The following is a 12,755-nucleotide window of genomic DNA, read 5'->3' as shown; positions in this document are numbered from 1 at the left end:
TAATACTTACCTATACTTTGTCCGACGATTTGGCAAAGACAAACCGAGACAATCTCAAGAAAAGCGCCCGAGGTTGAACATGCCGAGGTCAAGGCGGCTACGGCCCGCGGTGGCGAGTTCGGCGAGGGCTTCGCCGATGGCGCTGGCGAATTTGTAGCCATGGCCCGAGCAGGGCGATGCGACGATGACCTGCTCATGGCCGGGCAGGGTATCGATGACGAAATGCTCGTCAGGCGTCATCGTGTACATGCAGGCCTTGAGGCCGAGCAGGTCGCCATTGGCGCCTGGAATGTGCTTGGCGAGGCAGGCGCGTAGCTGCTCGCGATGCCGGGGCGAGGGCTCCCGGGTGGGGGTATCGGGATCATAGGCCTCTCCGCCATAATGCGGCGAGCCGAGCTTGAAGCCCGGATGCTGCCAGAGCGGAAAGCCATAGAAATGGCCTTCGTCGGCTTCGAGCGTGAAAACCGGGAAATGGGCGAGATCGAATAGGGAGGGCCGGGCAGGGGCGAACCAGCCGAGCGTCTGCAGCACTACCTCGGTGGAAGGCTTGAGCGCGGGCACGAGATCCCCGATCCAGGCGCCGGGCGAAAGGATGAGCTTGCCTGCTTCGTAGCTGCCCTGGTCGGTTCTCACACGCACACCGCCGCCTGCGGTCGGCTCCCAGTCGATCAAGGCCTCGCAGCCGTGAATCTCGGCGCCGTGATGCAAGGCGAGTGCCGTATGGGCGAGGATGGCCCGCTCGGAAGCCACGAAGCCCGACTGAGGTTGGTAGAGGCCGATATGATTGCGATCGAGGGTGAAGGGATAGCGTGCCTCGATGGCATCGCGGTCGAGCAATTCGTGCTCCAGGCCGTGGGCCTGGCTGGCTTCGAGCGCCTTCTCGACGATGCCGCTGCCCTCATGGGCGATGTCGAGCGCGCCGACCTCGAAGAAGAGCGGCTCGCCGGTGAGCTTGCCTGTCTCGATCCACAGTTCCCGCGCGCGCTGCACCAGCGGCACATAGGCCGCGCCCTCGAAATAGGCGAGGCGCAGAATGCGCGTCAACCCGTGCGAGGAACCCATCGCATGGCCGATTTCGAATTTCTCGAGGCCGAGCACACGCACGCCCCGCTTGGCGAGCTGATAGCAGGCGGCCGATCCCATGCCGCCGACACCGACGACGATCACATCAAAGGTCTTGGACATTATGGGGGCCAAGTGGAAGGCAAACCGGCCGAGTCTTCAACCCCTGGAGCAAAGCGCGTTTGGACGAAAACGCTCTGGGAGCGTTATTCGCCTGGGACCGCCAGCATCCTGCCGGCTCTCCCTTCTTGCGGGGGTAACGTTTTCCAGGAGCCAGCAGGATGCTGGCGGGCGCAGGAAGGGCTTCACCCGCCCGTCACGCTCATATGCCTGCTAACAGCGGGCTGCTTGGTGCGCCGGTCGATGACAAAATCGTGTCCCTTGGGCTTACGGGTGATGGCGCGATCGATGGCGGCGTTGAGAAGATCGTTCGCCTCGGAGGCGCGCAGCGGAGCCCGCAGATCGGCGGCGTCTTCCTGGCCCAGGCACATATAGAGAGTGCCGGTACAGGTAACGCGTACGCGATTGCAGCTCTCGCAGAAATTATGCGTCATCGGCGTGATGAATCCCAGGCGGCCGCCGGTCTCGCGGACGCGGACATACCGGGCCGGGCCACCCGTATTATAGGGAATGTCATCCAGCGTGTAGCTGTCGAGAAGTTGGGCGCGCAGCACCGAAAGCGGCAGATATTGGTCGACTCGGTGCCCCGTGACGTCGCCCATCGGCATCACTTCGATGAAGGTGAGGTCCATGCCGCGGCCATGCGCCCATTCAATCAGGCCGACCGCTTCGTCCTCGGTCATGCCCTTGATCGCAACGGCATTGATCTTCACCGCGAGGCCCGCTTCCTGGGCCTTGTCGATGCCGTCCATCACCTTGCCGAAATCGCCCCAGCGGGTGATTGCCTTGAATGCGGCCGGATCGAGCGTGTCGAGGGAGACATTGATGCGCTTGACGCCGCAATCCCTGAGTTCGGCGGCGTAGCGGGCAAGCTGCGAGCCATTGGTGGTCACGGTCAGTTCGTCGAGCCGGCCGCTGTCGAGATGGCGCGAGATCGAGCGGAACAGCGTCATGATATCGCGCCGCACCAGGGGCTCGCCGCCGGTGAAGCGCAGCTTCCTGACGCCCTTGGCAATGAAGGCACTGCACAGCCTGTCGAGTTCCTCGAGGGTGAGCAGATCCTTCTTGGGCAGGAAGGTCATGTCCTCCGACATGCAATAGACGCAGCGAAAGTCGCAGCGGTCCGTCACGGAAACACGCAGATAATTGATCGCGCGCCCGAAAGGGTCGATCATCGGCGGCACATCCGCCATTTCATGATCATCCAGCACGTCCATACTCCCGGAAGCAAAGCGTTTTTGCGGAAATGCCGCTCTGCTCCAACTCCCTGTTTCCAAGCCAATCCGACGGATTGGCCAGAGCGCCTTTGCGAATGTTGCCGAAGCGCCGGATCGAAAAACGCTTTAGGGGCATGTCCCCTTTGGTATGTTTCTAAGCCGACAGCGGCCCAAACACCAATGATTGTCTACGGAAACTGCCATTATGTCGCAGAGATCGAACCGAGTGCTCTGACAACATGGGTTTGCTGCTTGCGCAGCATCCGCCTTCTCCCTATGTGGCGATCAGAACGAAAAAGGGAAGATGCCGTGAGCGAAGACGTCGCGAAGGCCTGGCCAACCGAATTGCGCCTGTCCAAGGACAAGAAGACCCTGACCGTGAGTTTCGACGACGGTCGGTCCCATGCGTTCAGCGCTGAGATGCTGCGCGTGATGTCGCCGAGTGCCGAGGTGCAGGGCCACAGTGCCGCCGAACGCAAGACGGTTGGGGGCAAGATCAATGTGGCGATTCTGAGCCTCGACCCGGTGGGTAATTACGCCGTACGCATCTCCTTCGACGACATGCACAACACCGGCCTGTTTACCTGGACCTATCTTGCGGAATTGGGCCGGGAGAAGGAGAGCCGCTGGGCCTCCTATCTCGCCGATCTCCAGGAGAAGGGCCTGTCGCGCGAAAGGCCGGGGCAGCGCTGAGCGAAGGGCCTGCCGAGCGTAAGTCCGCTCGGCCTGCTGGAGACCAACCACTGCCCGGCGACACGGCGATTGGCCGGTGAGGGGGATAGTGCCTCGTCAGACGGGATCCTCGCGATGGAGATCGTGAATGGCCATGCCGCCCTCGGCGTCCTTGGGCGGCAGCAGCCATTGGCGATGGCGTAACGTGCGCTGGGTGTCTTCTAGCCCCATATCCCAATGCTCGCGCATCGAGGTGCCCGAGAATTCATAGTCCTTGGCGTGACCCTCGTAATTCTTGTGCTGATAGATCAGGTGCACGATGTTGACGACGCCGAGCCTGGCGTGGCTGTCGATAAGCGCCTGTTCCTCTGGCGTCAGCAGGTCCTTGGGCAGGCGCTTCAGCGCATCGATCAGATGAGTCTTGATGCCATGGATACGCTTGAAATTGTCGGTATTCTGCCGCGTCCGGCTCGAATACATGATGTCCTTGTGGCGCGAGAGCACGTCCGGCATGCTGCGCGGCAAGGTACCGCGGGCGCTGAAGAGATCGACCTGGAACACCAACGAACTGCGCTCTTCTTCCTGGTCGAGCAGATATTGCAGCGGCGTGTTGGAGACGATGCCGCCATCCCAGTAATATTCGCCTTCGATGCGGATGGCGGGAAAGGCAGGGGGCAGCGCACCGCTGGCCATGATGTGCTCGGGACCGATGCGAACCTGGTCGGTGTCGAAATAGATGAAATTGCCGGTCCGCACGTTGACCGCGCCGACACTGAGGCGCTTGCGGCCGTCGTTGAGGATATCGAAGTCGATGACCTCTTCCAGCGTCCGCTTCAACTCCGAGGTGTCGTAGAAGCTGGTGGCGCCATCCGCACCCGGGAGTTCGAGCCAGGGATTGGGCAGGCGCGGCTTGAAGAAGCCGGGCTGGCCCTGCGACATGGTGATCCAGGAACTGGTGCGGTTGCGGATGTCGCGGAACAGATCGCCTTCCGGCGTGTAGGCCCAGATCTTGCGGCCGGAGATCGTCTGCCAGAACTGCTCGAGCCGCTGCAGCCGGTGACGCGGCTCGTTGCCGGCGATGATCGAGGCGTTGATGGCGCCAATGGAGACGCCGGAGAGCCAGTTGGGTTCGCAGCCGGCATTGGCCAGCGCCTCATAGACACCGGCCTGATAGGCACCAAGCGCGCCGCCGCCCTGGAACACCAGGGCGATGCGATCATATTGCGCCGAGATTTCCTCGATGGTGGCGCGCGCGGCCTTGTCTCTGTTGCGTTCGAGCACGATGGAAAACTCCGGTAAGACAGGCAGGATCAGCGGGCGGTGGCGAGATAGTCGTGCACCACCTCGCCGAGACCGAGCGTGAGGTCGGCGACGAAATGCACGGCCGAGACGACTTCGAGCACCGGCAGGCGGCTGACGTCGGCCATCACATGGGCATGGAGTTCCAGCGCTGCCGGGGCCGTCCAGGCCTCCTTGAGCGTCACATCCGTGAGGTGGTAGCGCACGAGTTCGCAGATCCGCGGCGACCCGTCGACATGGGGGATGATCTTGATGAGGAAGTTCGGCGCGGCGAGCGAGTCCAGCACGGCCTGCCGGTCGGCAAGGCGATGCTTGTAGCCCATGGTCCCGGTCGCGCACAGCACGCTGCCATAATGCAGCGTCCCCACGATGACCTCGCCCTCATGCACGATCCTGGGCGTCGCCAGCTTCTTGGGAAAGCCCCACAATTCGCGCCCACCGGCAATGGGGGCATCGTCGTCCAGATACATCGAATGCACATAGGCACCGTGCTGGCCCTTGTAACGCACGGGAATGACCTGCCCTGTCTCGGTGTAGTCACCGAAGCCGGTTGAATCAGGCATGCGGATGAACTCGTATTTGACCAGCGGCTCGTCGATCTCCAGCGGCGCGGGAACCACGGCCTCCAGCGCCTCGCGCGTCGTGCGATAGGTGATGATGATGTATTCGCGATCGAAGAAGCGGTAGGGGCCGGGCGGGAAGGAGGGATTGGTCAGCGGCATGGCATAGGCGCGCTTGACGACGTCGGCTTGGTCCACGGGATGTCCTTCATGAGAAAGCAGGGAAGGGATCGCCGCTATGTTGCACGGCAGCATGACAGGTCCGTGTCCGCCGCGCACAGGGCCGAACTGTAATAAGGGCGACATCTGGCCGTGCCAGCTTCCGGGCCGGTGGCACGTCGATGCCGCGCCTTCCCGCCTTCCTGTCTCATGAGATGAATATGGCCCAATTGTCTTCCCGCAATGCCCTGGTCACCGGCTCGACCAGCGGCATCGGCCTCGCCGTCGCCCGCGCTCTCGCAGCCGAAGGGGCCAATATCACCATCAACGGTTTCGGCGATGCAGACGCCATCGAGCATGAGCGGGCCGGCATCGAGAAGGATTTCGGCGTGAAGTGCCGCTACAGCGGCGCTAACATGATGGTTGGGGCGGAGATCACCGCCATGATCCATGAGGCGGAGGAAGCCTTCGGCAGCCTGGACATCCTGGTCAACAATGCCGGCATTCAGCATGTCGCGCCGATCGACGAGTTTCCGGATGACAAGTGGGAGGCGATCACCCGCATCAACCTGATCGCCTCCTTTTATGCGATCAAGGCGGTGCTACCCGGCATGAAAGAGCGCAAATGGGGGCGCATCATCAACACCTCGTCGGCCCACGCGCTCGTCGCCTCACCTTTCAAATCGGCTTATGTTGCCGCCAAGCATGGCGTGACCGGCCTGATCAAGACGGTGGCGCTCGAGGTTGCAGAGCACGGCATCACCGCCAATGCCATCGCCCCCGGCTATGTCTGGACGCCGCTGGTGGAAAAGCAGATCCCCGACACGATGAAGGCGCGGGGCCTGACCGAGGAGCAGGTCAAGCACGATGTCCTGCTGGCCGCTCAGCCGACCAAGGAGTTCGTCACGGTCGACGAGATCGCGGCTGTCGCGGTTTTCCTGTGCAGCGATGCCGCCCGGCAGATTACCGGCACCACCTTGCCGGTCGACGGAGGCTGGACGGCGCAATAGTACGGGTCATCCCGGATCTATGCCGCAGCATCTCATACTGCAGCGCGTCCGGGATGACACGAAATTCAGCCGCGGACCACAACGACGCGGGTGCCGACTTTTACACGATCGTAGAGGTCGGTGACGTCGTCATTGGTCATGCGGATGCAGCCCGACGACACGGCCTGGCCAATGGTCTGCGGCTCGTTCGAGCCATGGATGCGGTAGAGCGAAGAACCGAGATACATCGCACGGGCGCCAAGCGGGTTCTGGATGCCGCCAGCCATGTAGGCGGGCAAGTCCGGCCGGCGTTTGCGCATCTGTGGGGGCGGGGTCCAGCCCGGCCATTCCGCCTTGCGCGAGATGCGGTGCGCACCGCCCCATTCGAAGCCTTTGCGGCCGACGCCAACGCCATAACGCAGTGCCGTGCCGTCATCGAGCACGAGATAAAGCCGTCGTTCCGGCGAATTGATCACGATGGTCCCGGGCTTCTCCCGACCGTTGTAAGCCACCACCTCGCGTGGAATCGGCGAGACGGCGGCAACGGCGCCGGCATTGGCGGGCTGGCGTGGGCCGCCGAACAATTTCTCGAAGATACTGGCCGCATTCGCCGAGCTTGAGGCGATGCCCAAGCTCGACACCAAGACCAGGCCGGTCAAAAGACGACGCATGTTGAAGCCCCGAATGGTCCGATCGAAATTCTTCGATCTCATTGTAGTCGACGCAATAAACTGCGCTTCGATCTTTGGATTCTTCAATCGTTGCCTGAGTGTTTACAGGCAACCGTCACATGAAAATCGAAGGCTGTGTCCTCTCAACAACACATGGCGGGGCGCCGCCGTGCGTATCGACACGCGCCGGTCAGGTATTGGTGCCGCCGTCTATGGTATAGGCGCCGCCGGTGGCATATTGCGCTTCCGGACTGGCGAGCCAGGCGACGAGACCGGCGATCTGCGCAGGTTCGCCATATTTGGGGATCGCCATTGCCGTCCGTGCCTGGGCGGCACGATCGGTGGAGGCCGGGTTCATGTCGGTATCCGTCGGGCCGGGGTGGACGATGTTGACGGTGATGCCGCGCGCGCCGAGGTCGCGGGCCATGGATTGGCTGAGGCCCGTGAGGGCGGCCTTGCTCATCACGTAGAGACCGATGCCGGCGCGTCCGACGCGTCCGACCAAATTGGATCCGATGGAAATGATGCGCCCGCCTTCGCCCATGTGCGCGGCGGCGGCCTGGGAGGCAACGAAGGCGCCGCGCACATTGGCGGCAATGATGTGGTCGAAATCTTCAAGGGTGACCTGCTCTACGGTACCGCTGGTGAAGATGCCTGCATTGTTGACGAGGATGTCGAGACGGCCGAACGCGGCAGCGGCCTGGTCCACGGCGTCCCGTACGGCCACGGCGTCGGCGCTGTCGGCCTGGAGTGTCAAGGCGCGCTGGCCATTCGCCCGGATTCGATCCGCGACGGCCTCGGCACTGTCGGCCCGGCTGGCATAGGTAATCGCGACATCGGCGCCCAGTTCCGCCAAGCGCACTGCGATGGCAGCGCCAATACCGCGGCTTCCTCCGGTCACGATGGCTGCCTTGCCCGACAGGGTCTTGATCATGATCGCCTCCTTGGTAAGATGTTCGCCTTACCTAGCAGATGATTTAGGTACGACGCAAGGCTTACCTTTGGAGTGTTTTCCATGGCGGATCGCGAGGGCCATCCGGAACCGGAGGAGATGCAGCTCGGCCGCCTCATGGCTGCTCTGGCCGACCCGTTGCGCCGGCGCGTCGTTGCCGAATTGGCGCTGGCGCCGGAGGGTACGGCGCGCAGTTGCGCCTCTTTCGGTTTCGATGTCAGCAAGGCGACGCTGACGCATCATTTCCGGGTGTTGCGCGAAGCCGGCCTCATCCGGCAGGTCGATCGCGGGAACAGTCGCACCGCCAGCCTGCGCCGACAGGATGTCGAGGCGCGTTTTCCCGGACTGTTGAGCCTGGTTGCGGCGGATATCGAAGACGTGTCGCGGCGGCCTGAAGCCATTCTGGCCAGATCTTGACGCTGTCTGGCAATCGCGCCAGCTGCCATCACGGTGCGCGTGATCTACGAGGATGGCAGCCCCACAGCAGGAGACGATCATGAGCCTGGTCAGCGCCATCCCCGCAGCACCACCCCATCATGCCATTGCGCATTTCGAGCGCCGCCTTTCGGTCGAAACCGATTGTTCCGACGTGGCCCAGGCGCTTGCCTCCGGGGAACGGGACTTCGTTCTCCTGCATGTCGTCGGGTCGCCGGAAACCTTTCGTCGCCGGCACGTTCCGGGGGCCCTTTATTTGCCGCATCGCGAGATCGATGCGGAGCGCATGGCGCAATGGCCTGCCAACACGCTGTTCGTGGCCTATTGCGCCGGGCCGCATTGCAATGGCGCCGACCAGGCCGCCCTCAAGCTCGCCCGGCTCGGCCGCCCGGTGAAGATCATGATCGGAGGCCTCACCGGCTGGGCCGACGAGGGATTGGCCTTCGCGGATGGGGAGGGGTGAAACTCATCGGGAGGCAGGTTTTCGGACCCGCCTCTTCCATTCGGCGGGCGTGGAGATATCAGGCTGATCTGAAGACCAGCCGCCCGTTACGGCCCCGCCTTGAACAGCGCGAACTCGTCTGCCGTCACGCGGTCGAGGTGGTCTCGATAGGCTTGATAATGGCGATGGGAGGGGCCGATCCGGCCGAAGGAGAGATCGTCCTCGCGACCGGGCAGAATCGGGACCAGTGCGATGGCGGCCGAGACGGGCGTGAGCTGCGTGCCTCGGCCGGCGCGCAACGAGGTGAGAATGCCGTACATCTCGCCCGTGTTCATCGGCCGGCCGACCACGGCCACTCGATATTGGCCGCTGATGGAGGTCACCAGATAGACATGGCCTGATTGGTTCGGCACCGAGACTTCGCCCGCCTGGTTGAAGCCGGTGTCGAGGCGCTCGGCTTCGCGGAAGATCAGGCGGGACGTGCTGTCGTTCCAGGTGATTTCGGTGCGGTAGGCGAAAACCGCGCCAGCTTCGCCGAAGGACGGACGCAAGGTGAGATAATTGCCGGTGAGCCAGGATACGGCCGCCTTGGTGTAGGAACCCAGATGCTCCGGTGCCGTCCCGCCTCCCTGGACGGTGGCTGGCGGTACGGTGTGATCAGTAGGGCGCAGGCTCGTCCCGAGCGCCTCCTCCAACCGAATGACGGTTGCCAGCGTGAAGGGACGCCGGCCGGACAGCGCCTTCTCCAGGGTCGACAGGCTGATCTTGGCCTTCTCGGCCAGGGTCTGCCGTGAAATGCGCCGGCGCGCCAGGGTCTCGCGGACCGCGAGCGTGATCTGGTGGGCTTGCTCGCTGGAAAACTCGCTGTCCGACGTCACGGGGCTGATCCTGCTGGTGCGATCACGCTGTATCCAGGCCTCACGACAGGCCATCGCGCACAATCACGTACAAAACCGGACATTGCCGCAGGAGTTCACCGCCGGCAAGGCGCTTTGTGACGGTTTATGCCTAACAAACGCGGTTAATGAAGCTCGTACGCACAGTCCTCGCAGGAGCAGAACAGAACGAGGCTGCATGAAGCCCGACAGCGTTCAACGAGGACGACATGAACATGAACCAAGCGGTTGCCGGCCGCCAAACCGGCAGACGACGGCATCCTCATTCCGGTATCGGTCGCGCAGCGCTGGTCGCGCTCGCCGAACGTTTCCTCATGGCGGTGTTGATCCTCGCGACCTTCCTCATCTTCGGGGTCGGCGCCTATGCCGCTCCCCGCATCACCGTCGACGACGTCAAGGCGGGTTCGCTGCTGATGCGCACCGAGGATCCCGGCAGCTATGTCGAGGCCGTCAGGACGGCCACAGACGTGCAGCTCAATGTCAGCGGCCCCACCATCCGCGCCACGCTGACGCAGATGTTCCACAACCCCAGCAAATCCTGGGTCGAGGGTGTCTATGTCTTCCCGCTGCCCGATGGGGCCGCGGTCGATACCATGAAGATGGTGATCGGCCAGCGCGTCGTGGTGGCCGACATCAAGGAAAAGCAGCAGGCCAAGCTCGTCTACGAGCGTGCCAAAGCCGAGGGCAAGAAGGCGGCACTGGTCGAGCAGCAGCGGCCGAACATGTTCATGAACTCGATCGCCAATATCGGCCCCGGTGACACGGTGGTGATCCAGATCGAGTATCAGGAGCCGGTGCGCCAGGCCGACAACACTTTCTCGCTCCGCGTGCCGCTGGTGGTGGCGCCGCGCTTCTCGCCGAACGCGGTCGGCGCCGGCTCGGCCCAGACCGTGACCTTCCAGGATAAGTCGGGCTGGGGTGCCGTTACGCCGGCTCCAGCGTCGAGCCCGGTACCGCAGGCACCCGTCCTCGACCCGCGCGAGAACGCGCCGGTCAATCCCGTACAGATCCGTATCGATCTCGACGCCGGCTTTGCGCTGGGCGAGGTGAAGAGCGCTTTTCATCCCATCAACATCACCGACAAGGGACCTCAGGCCCGCCATATCGAGCTGGCTTCGGGATCGGTGCCGGCTGATCGCGATTTCGAGTTGACCTGGCAGGCCCAGCCCAGCCAGACGCCCGGCGTCGGTTTGTTCCGCGAACGGGTCGGCAGCGACGATTATCTGATCGCTTATGTCACGCCCCCCGGCCTCAAGACCGCGCAGGCCGACCAGCGTCCGCGCGACGTCACCTTCGTGATCGACAATTCCGGCTCTATGGGCGGCACCTCCATCGAGCAGGCCCGGGCCAGCCTGGGCTATGCGCTGAGCCGCCTGTCACAGGCCGATCGCTTCAACGTCATCCGCTTCGACGACACCTTCACCAACCTGTTCGGCGGCACGTTGCCGGCCACGGCAGAGAACATCGCGCGGGCCCAGGACTATGTCTCGCGTCTCCAGGCCAATGGCGGCACCATGATGGTTGCGCCCATGCTGGAGGCCCTGAAGGACGACCATGTCGACGACCAGAATACCGCCAATCTGGGATTCCTGCGCCAGGTGGTGTTCATCACCGATGGCGGCATCGACAATGAGCAGGAACTGTTCGACACCATCGCCTCGCATCGCGGCCGCTCCCGTGTCTTCATGGTCGGCATCGGCTCGGCGCCGAATTCCTACCTGATGACCCGCGCGGCGGAACTCGGCGGCGGCGCCTTCATGCAGATCGGCTCGGTCGATCAGGTGCAGGAGCGCATGAAGCAACTGGTCGACAAGCTGGAAAGCCCGGCGATGACCAATGTCGACGTCGCCATCTCGGCCGGCTCCGCCGATGTGACGCCGCGCATCCTGCCCGATCTCTACCACGGCGAGACGCTGGTGCTGGCCGCGAAGGTCGGGCATCTCAAGGGCAATGTCGAGGTTCGTGGCCTCATCGACGGCAAGGGCTGGTCAGTCACGCTGCCGGTTGCCGGCGCCGCTGAGGGAGCCGGCATCTCCAAGCTGTGGGCGCGACGCAAGATCGACGATACCGAAGTGGCGCAGACACTGCGCCAGATCAGCCGCGAGGATGCCGACAAGCGCATCCTGGCTCTTGCCCTCGATCATCACCTCGTCACCCGCCTCACCAGCCTGGTGGCCGTGGACAAGACCCCGGTCCGCCCACGCGGCGTGCGCCTGTCCCGTTCCGACGTGCCGCTGAACCTGCCGGCCGGCTGGGATTTTGACAAGGTCTTCGGCATCAAGGGCGAGACGGCTGCCGACCGCGAGCAGCGCCAGGCCTTGCTCGATCTTGATGGCAGAAAGGTGCAGACGATCGATGCCTCGCGTACGATCAGCCTGCCGCAAACCGCCACTGACGCCGAACTGCGCCTGATCATCGGCGGCCTGCTACTCGCCGGCGGCCTTGGCTTCGGCTTCCTGACCCGCCGGCGCGGGGCTCCAGCATGATCGCGCTCAAACTCGAAAGGCTACCGCCCGCAGCGGCGGGGCCTTCCTACCCTCCCCTGGAGGGGGAGGGTAGGCCTGACAGGCCTGGGTGGGGTGATTGCTCCACTTTGAGCGACGAGCCAAGCGGTGCGATAGGCCATTCCAAGAGGAATGGCCGACCCCTCCAGGGGAGGGTGCGGATTCTCCGCCTCATAATAACCGGTTTGCTGCTCTGCGCCGGCCTGGTCCTGGCAGGGCAGGGGGTGTGGATCCACACCAAGGCCTTCCTGGCCCAGATCCTGCTCGACCGGGCCTTCGACCAGTCCGTTGCCAGCGGCGCCATCGTCAAGCCCTGGTCCTGGCTGGATACCTATCCGGCCGCCCGTATCGAGGTGCCTCGCCTTGCAAAGAGCGCGGTGGCTCTGGAGGGAGCGAGCGGGCAGGCACTGGCATTCGGGCCGGCTCACGTCGCCGGTACGCCGGCCGCCGGGGAGGAGGGTACCGCCGTCTACGCCGCCCATCGCGATACGCATTTCGCCTTCCTCGGCGAGGTGCGGATTGGCGACGAGATCAAGGTCACCAACCGCGACGGCATCGCGGTTCGCTATCGCGTCACCGGTCACGACATACGCCGCTGGGATGGTTCGGGGATCGATCCCGCCGCGTCCGGCCGTCATCTCGTGCTGGCGACCTGCTGGCCGTTCAATGCCGTCACCAGCGGCCCCCTGCGTTATCTCGTTTACGCCGAGATGGTGCAGGAAGGCATGAGGAAGATCGATTGAAGCGGCGCTCGCCATGATCTAGTTTGCTCACAAA

At 63.6% G+C, this 12,755-nt stretch carries 13 protein-coding genes; 6 read left to right on the top strand and 7 right to left on the bottom strand.

Translation table 11 applies throughout. The features are described from left to right. Positions 1-54: 54 nt before the first annotated feature. Positions 55-1,185 (bottom strand): N-methyl-L-tryptophan oxidase, encoded by a 1,131-nt coding sequence (gene solA / locus AB4037_RS14205; protein WP_441771952.1) that lies wholly within the window; start codon positions 1,183-1,185, stop codon positions 55-57. A 182-nt stretch (positions 1,186-1,367) separates the two neighbouring features. Next, positions 1,368-2,399, bottom strand: a complete 1,032-nt coding sequence (moaA, locus tag AB4037_RS14200; protein ID WP_441771951.1) for a GTP 3',8-cyclase MoaA — start codon at positions 2,397-2,399, stop codon at positions 1,368-1,370. 276 nt (positions 2,400-2,675) lie between these two features. On the opposite strand from moaA, the gene AB4037_RS14195 reads away from it, so the two are divergent. Next, complete coding sequence (locus tag AB4037_RS14195; protein WP_434957205.1) at positions 2,676-3,092, top strand: gamma-butyrobetaine hydroxylase-like domain-containing protein; 417 nt, start codon at positions 2,676-2,678, stop codon at positions 3,090-3,092. 96 nt (positions 3,093-3,188) lie between these two features. Here the strand turns inward: AB4037_RS14195 and AB4037_RS14190 are convergent, their stop codons facing one another. Both AB4037_RS14190 and AB4037_RS14185 read right to left on the bottom strand, forming a co-directional pair. After that, positions 3,189-4,352 carry a patatin-like phospholipase family protein gene (locus AB4037_RS14190; protein ID WP_434957204.1) on the bottom strand — a complete coding sequence of 388 codons (1,164 nt, stop codon included), beginning with the start codon at positions 4,350-4,352 and terminating at the stop codon, positions 3,189-3,191. A 29-nt stretch (positions 4,353-4,381) separates the two neighbouring features. Then, complete coding sequence (locus tag AB4037_RS14185) at positions 4,382-5,128, bottom strand: acetoacetate decarboxylase (RefSeq protein ID WP_434957203.1); 747 nt, start codon at positions 5,126-5,128, stop codon at positions 4,382-4,384. Between the two features lie 182 nt (positions 5,129-5,310). Between AB4037_RS14185 and AB4037_RS14180 the strand changes: the two genes are divergently transcribed. Beyond that, a complete protein-coding gene (locus tag AB4037_RS14180) occupies positions 5,311-6,099 on the top strand; it encodes a 3-hydroxybutyrate dehydrogenase (protein WP_441771950.1) in 789 nt (262 codons plus the stop codon). Between the two features lie 65 nt (positions 6,100-6,164). On the opposite strand, the gene AB4037_RS14175 is transcribed toward AB4037_RS14180, so the two are convergent. Together AB4037_RS14175 and AB4037_RS14170 are read right to left on the bottom strand one after the other, a co-directional pair. Beyond that, the gene (locus tag AB4037_RS14175) at positions 6,165-6,749 is read right to left on the bottom strand and encodes a L,D-transpeptidase (RefSeq protein ID WP_434957201.1); all 585 of its coding nucleotides are present in this window, start codon (positions 6,747-6,749) and stop codon (positions 6,165-6,167) included. 190 nt (positions 6,750-6,939) lie between these two features. After that, positions 6,940-7,686 carry an SDR family oxidoreductase gene (locus AB4037_RS14170; protein ID WP_441772106.1) on the bottom strand — a complete coding sequence of 249 codons (747 nt, stop codon included), beginning with the start codon at positions 7,684-7,686 and terminating at the stop codon, positions 6,940-6,942. A 78-nt stretch (positions 7,687-7,764) separates the two neighbouring features. On the opposite strand from AB4037_RS14170, the gene AB4037_RS14165 reads away from it, so the two are divergent. Beyond that, entirely contained in the window at positions 7,765-8,118 is a 354-nt protein-coding gene (locus tag AB4037_RS14165; RefSeq protein WP_441771949.1) for an ArsR/SmtB family transcription factor, read from the top strand. Positions 8,119-8,197: 79 nt separating this feature from the next. After that, positions 8,198-8,599: a rhodanese-like domain-containing protein gene (locus AB4037_RS14160; protein ID WP_441771948.1), complete on the top strand. Its 402-nt coding sequence runs from the start codon at positions 8,198-8,200 to the stop codon at positions 8,597-8,599. A gap of 86 nt (positions 8,600-8,685) precedes the next feature. On the opposite strand, the gene AB4037_RS14155 is transcribed toward AB4037_RS14160, so the two are convergent. After that, positions 8,686-9,456, bottom strand: a complete 771-nt coding sequence (locus AB4037_RS14155; protein WP_441771947.1) for a helix-turn-helix domain-containing protein — start codon at positions 9,454-9,456, stop codon at positions 8,686-8,688. A gap of 227 nt (positions 9,457-9,683) precedes the next feature. Between AB4037_RS14155 and AB4037_RS14150 the strand changes: the two genes are divergently transcribed. Together AB4037_RS14150 and AB4037_RS14145 are read left to right on the top strand one after the other, a co-directional pair. Continuing rightward, entirely contained in the window at positions 9,684-11,960 is a 2,277-nt protein-coding gene (locus AB4037_RS14150; RefSeq protein ID WP_441771946.1) for a marine proteobacterial sortase target protein, read from the top strand. Positions 11,961-12,133: 173 nt separating this feature from the next. Continuing rightward, the gene (locus tag AB4037_RS14145) at positions 12,134-12,721 is read left to right on the top strand and encodes a class GN sortase (RefSeq protein WP_441771945.1); all 588 of its coding nucleotides are present in this window, start codon (positions 12,134-12,136) and stop codon (positions 12,719-12,721) included. Positions 12,722-12,755 lie beyond the last annotated feature (34 nt).

Origin of the sequence: Labrys sp. KB_33_2 (assembly GCF_052114505.1) — a bacterium.
GTDB lineage: Bacteria > Pseudomonadota > Alphaproteobacteria > Rhizobiales > Labraceae > Labrys.
This window is presented reverse-complemented; position numbering and strand designations above follow the sequence as displayed.